Consider the following 3774-nt stretch of genomic DNA (forward strand, 5'->3'; position numbering starts at 1 on the left):
CCCCCACGGCCCGCACACGGCCGCCCGCAGCCTCGCCGCACCCCGCCTGACCTGGTCTTTCGTACGCATCGAACCTACGATCACCGGACAGGGAAAGGGGGCCGGATGGACCGGAACATCCGCACTGTGGACGACGTACTCAAGCTCATGGACGGCCTGTTCACACCCGGGGCCGACCGGTGGACCACCGGCGCGGCGTCCTGGTGGGACGCGTTCTACGCGGACCGCGCCAAGCCGGTGCCGTTCTTCGTGGCGAAGCCGGACGAGAACCTCGTCGCCCATCTCGACCGCGGTCTGATCGCCCCGGGCCGGGCGCTCGATCTGGGCTGCGGGCCCGGCCGCAACGCCCTCCACCTCGCCTCGCGCGGGTTCGAGGTGGACGCCGTCGACCTCTCCCCCGGCGCCATCGCCTGGGCCGGGGAACGGGCCCGGGAGGCGGGGGCCGACATCCGGTTCCACTGCGGTGACGCGTTCGCGCTCGCCGGGGCGGCGCTGAGCGGACCGTACGACCTGATCCACGACTCGGGCTGCTTCCACCACCTGCCGCCGCACCGCCGTATCAGCTACCTCGGCCTGCTCGACCGGCTGCTCGCGCCCGGCGGCCACCTCTCCCTCACCTGCTTCGCGTCCGGCGAGATGGGCTCCGAGCTCCCCGACGGCGACTTCTACCGCCGGGAAGGGCTGCACGGCGGACTCGCCTACACCCCCGAGTCCCTGCGCTGGATCTTCTCCGACCTCACGGAGGTCGAGCTGCGCCGTATGCGCGACGAGGCCCCGGACTCACCGCTTTTCGGTGAGCCGTTCCTGTGGACCGCGCTGTTCCGCCGCGAGCCCGGGGTCTGACGGACAGACGTAATCAGGCCGTTCACCGAACGGCCGCGACGGCGCACCGCGCACCTTCCGGATGGAGGGGGCGCGGTGCGTCCGCGTGGGCGGGCGCCGCCTACGTGACGGCTACCGCTTCGCGTAGTCCGAGAAGCCCATCCAGTCGACGAGGACGCACGGCTCGTCGCCGAGGACCCAGGCGTCGTGGCCGGGCGCGGCGTTCATGTAGTCGCCGGGGCCGAAGTCCTCCTCCTGGCCGTCGTTCATGACGACCTTGATCCGCCCGGAGATCACATAGCTGGCGTGGGCGACCAGGCAGCTGTCGGTCTGCGCGATCGGCTTGACGTGCTCGGACCAGCGCCAGCCTGGCTCGAACGTCGCCCGGCCGACCTGCCCCCCGCCGACGTTGACCAGCTCCAGGCGCCCCTTGCCGTCCTCGAACGGACGGACCTCCTCCGGCGCATCGAAACTCTTGCGTACGAGACCGGCCATGACTGCTTCTCCTCGGGCGGCGGGTGGGGGGAACGAAGGACGCTCCGAACGTAACCAGCGCCGTGGAGGGCCGCGAACGGCATGGACCGTCCGGGTGACGGGGCGGCCCCCCGCGGAGTGCCGCACCGGACGCCGGCCGTCCGCGGACCGCGAACTTCCCCCGAGCAGTGGTCCAGTGCGCGCCACCCCCGGTGACCCATGGCGTAACCGCCTCTCCCGCGAAATTGGTCTAGTCCTGTTTTGGTCCAGTCCATTGACATGTCTCTGATCACGAGGATATCCCATATCCAACACCGCTGCGCCCCACGGGAATTGGCGGGCCCTCCCCTCACACCTTGGACAGACATGAGACGCATGCGTACCCTCCGCGCGGTTCTCACCGCGACCGTCACCGCCGTGGCCACGGCGGGCCTCGCCGTGCTCGGCGGCGGCTCCGCCCAGGCCGCAACCCCCCTGCCGGCCCATGTCTTCGCCCCCTACTTCGAGGCCTGGACCGGCGAGAGCCCCGCCGCCCTGGCCGCCCAGTCCGGCGCGAAGCACCTGACCATGGCGTTCATCCAGACGGCGTCCAAGGGCTCCTGTACGCCGTACTGGAACGGCAACAGCGGTATGCCGATCGCCTCCTCCACCTTCGGCGGCGACATCAAGACCATCCAGTCGCGCGGCGGGGACGTCATCCCGTCCTTCGGCGGCTACACCGCGGACACCACCGGCACCGAGATCGCCGACAGCTGCACCGACGTCGGCCAGATCGCCGCCGCGTACGAGAAGGTCATCACGACCTACGACATCTCCCGGCTCGACATGGACGTCGAGGTCGACTCGCTGGACAACAGCGCGGGCATCGACCGGCGCAACAAGGCGATCAAGCAGGTCCAGGACTGGGCGGCGGCCAACGGCCGCAAGGTGGAGATCTCGTACACCCTCCCCACCACCACCTCGGGCCTCGCCGCGAGCGGCCTCGCCGTGCTGCGCAACGCGGTGAGCAACGGGGCGCGCGTCGACGTCGCCAACCTCATGACGTTCGACTACTACGACAACGCCGCCCACAACATGGCCAACGACACCCAGACGGCGGCCCAGGGCCTGTACAACCAGCTCGCCCAGCTCTACCCGGGCAAGACCTCGGCCCAGCTGTGGGGGATGATCGGCGTCACCGAGATGCCGGGCGTAGACGACTTCGGCCCCGCCGAGACGTTCACGCTCGCCAACGCCACCCAGGTGTACAACTGGGCGGTCTCCAAGGGCATCAACACCCTCTCCTTCTGGGCGCTCCAGCGCGACAACGGCGGCTGCCCCGGCGGCGCCGCCGCGGACAACTGCTCCGGCATCCAGCAGAACACCTGGGACTTCAGCCACGTCTTCGAGCCCTTCACCTCGGGCAGCACCGCTCCCGCCAACGACTTCTCGGTGACGGCCTCGCCCGCCACCGGCTCGGTCACGGCGGGCGGTTCGGCCACCACGACGGTCAAGACCGCGGTGACGGCGGGCCAGGCGCAGTCCGTGAACCTGACCGTCAGTGGCGCCCCGGCCGGTGTGACCGCCTCGCTCAGCCCGGCCTCGGTGACGGCGGGCGGATCGTCCACGCTCACGGCGTCGACGACCTCGGCGGCCGTCTCGGGTACGTACACCCTCACCGTGACCGGCTCCGGCGCCTCCGCGAGCCACTCGGCGACGTACACCCTGACCGTCACGGGCGGCAGCGGCCACCAGTGCACGGCGACGCCGTGGAACGCCACGTCGGTCTACACCGGCGGGACGCAGGTGTCGCACAAGGGCCACAACTGGAAGGCCAAGTGGTGGACGCAGGGCGAGGAGCCCGGCACCACCGGTGAGTGGGGTGTGTGGCAGGACCTGGGCGCCTGCTGAACCCGGCACGGTCGAGATGAGGGTGTCCGGCGCGGTCCTCCGCGCCGGACACCACCATGTCGGGGGTGTGCCCCGGTGTCCAAAAAACGTCTCCCACCGGCCGCCGGCCGGGCAAGCTTCTCGGTGATCGTCCGCACTGGACGACACCTACATGTGCCGTGTGTGCCGAATGGAGCCCGAGCATGTCGAACATCCCCGCCGACCTGCGCTACACCCTGTTCCACCAGTGGGTCCGAGACGAGGGCGACGGCGTACTCGCGGTGGGCCTCACCGACTACGCCCGACAGGCCCTCGGCGACATCGAGTTCCTCGAACTGCCCGACGCCGGAAAGACCGTCTCGCGCAAGGAGGCGGTGGGCACCGTGGAGTCGGTGAAGGCCGCGAACGACATCTACTCGCCCCTCGCCGGTGAGATCGTCGCGACCAACGCGGACGCGGTCGCCACCCCTCAGACGGTCAACACCGATCCGTACGGCGTCTGGCTCTTCAAACTGTCCCCCGCCGAGGGCGAGCCGACGCAGGAGCTCCTGACGGCCGAGCAGTACCAGGCGGCCACGGGGGCCTGAGGCAGGACGGGAGGCACCGGGG

At 70.5% G+C, this 3774-nt stretch carries 4 protein-coding genes; 3 read left to right on the top strand and 1 reads right to left on the bottom strand.

The annotated features are described in order from the left end of the window. Positions 1–105 precede the first annotated feature (105 nt). A complete protein-coding gene (locus tag ACJA3G_RS32575; RefSeq protein WP_406556634.1) occupies positions 106–843 on the top strand; it encodes a class I SAM-dependent methyltransferase in 738 nt (245 codons plus the stop codon). A gap of 111 nt (positions 844–954) precedes the next feature. Here the strand turns inward: ACJA3G_RS32575 and ACJA3G_RS32580 are convergent, their stop codons facing one another. Then, on the bottom strand, positions 955–1317 hold the full coding sequence (locus ACJA3G_RS32580; protein ID WP_406556635.1) for a cupin domain-containing protein: 363 nt from the start codon (positions 1315–1317) through the stop codon (positions 955–957). 345 nt (positions 1318–1662) lie between these two features. On the opposite strand from ACJA3G_RS32580, the gene ACJA3G_RS32585 reads away from it, so the two are divergent. Together ACJA3G_RS32585 and gcvH are read left to right on the top strand one after the other, a co-directional pair. Further along, on the top strand, positions 1663–3186 hold the full coding sequence (locus ACJA3G_RS32585; RefSeq protein ID WP_406556636.1) for a chitinase: 1524 nt from the start codon (positions 1663–1665) through the stop codon (positions 3184–3186). A gap of 182 nt (positions 3187–3368) precedes the next feature. Continuing rightward, positions 3369–3752 (top strand): glycine cleavage system protein GcvH, encoded by a 384-nt coding sequence (gene gcvH, locus ACJA3G_RS32590; RefSeq protein WP_406556637.1) that lies wholly within the window; start codon positions 3369–3371, stop codon positions 3750–3752. The last annotated feature ends 22 nt before the right edge of the window (positions 3753–3774 follow it).

Origin of the sequence: Streptomyces sp. YS-3, assembly GCF_045257485.1 — a bacterium.
Taxonomy (GTDB): Bacteria; Actinomycetota; Actinomycetes; order Streptomycetales; family Streptomycetaceae; genus Streptomyces.